Origin of the sequence: Frateuria sp. Soil773 (assembly GCF_001428405.1) — a bacterium.
In the GTDB taxonomy this organism is placed as follows: Bacteria; Pseudomonadota; Gammaproteobacteria; order Xanthomonadales; family Rhodanobacteraceae; genus LMSL01.
Genome location: NZ_LMSL01000008.1, coordinates 72,775 through 73,033 on the forward strand (window position 1 = coordinate 72,775; position 259 = coordinate 73,033).

At 66.8% G+C, this 259-nt stretch carries 1 protein-coding gene; it reads right to left on the minus strand.

What is annotated here, in order from left to right:
- Positions 1-259 (minus strand): EF-Tu/IF-2/RF-3 family GTPase (locus tag ASG87_RS19160; RefSeq protein ID WP_268761797.1); only part of this gene is annotated, 259 nt, incomplete at both ends.

Sequence of the window (259 nt, forward strand, 5' to 3'; positions counted from 1 at the left end):
CTCGTCCTTCGACAGCACGTACACCTCCGCCTCGAAGTCCGTATGCGGGGTGATCGTGCCCGGCTTCGCCAGCACCTGGCCGCGCTCCACGTCGTCGCGCTTCAGGCCGCGCAGCAGCAGGCCCGCGTTGTCGCCCGCCTGGCCCTGGTCCAGCAGCTTGCGGAACATTTCCACGCCCGTGACCGTCGTCTTCTGCGTGTCGCGGATGCCGACCACTTCGATTTCGTCGCCGACCTTGATGATGCCGCGCTCGATACGA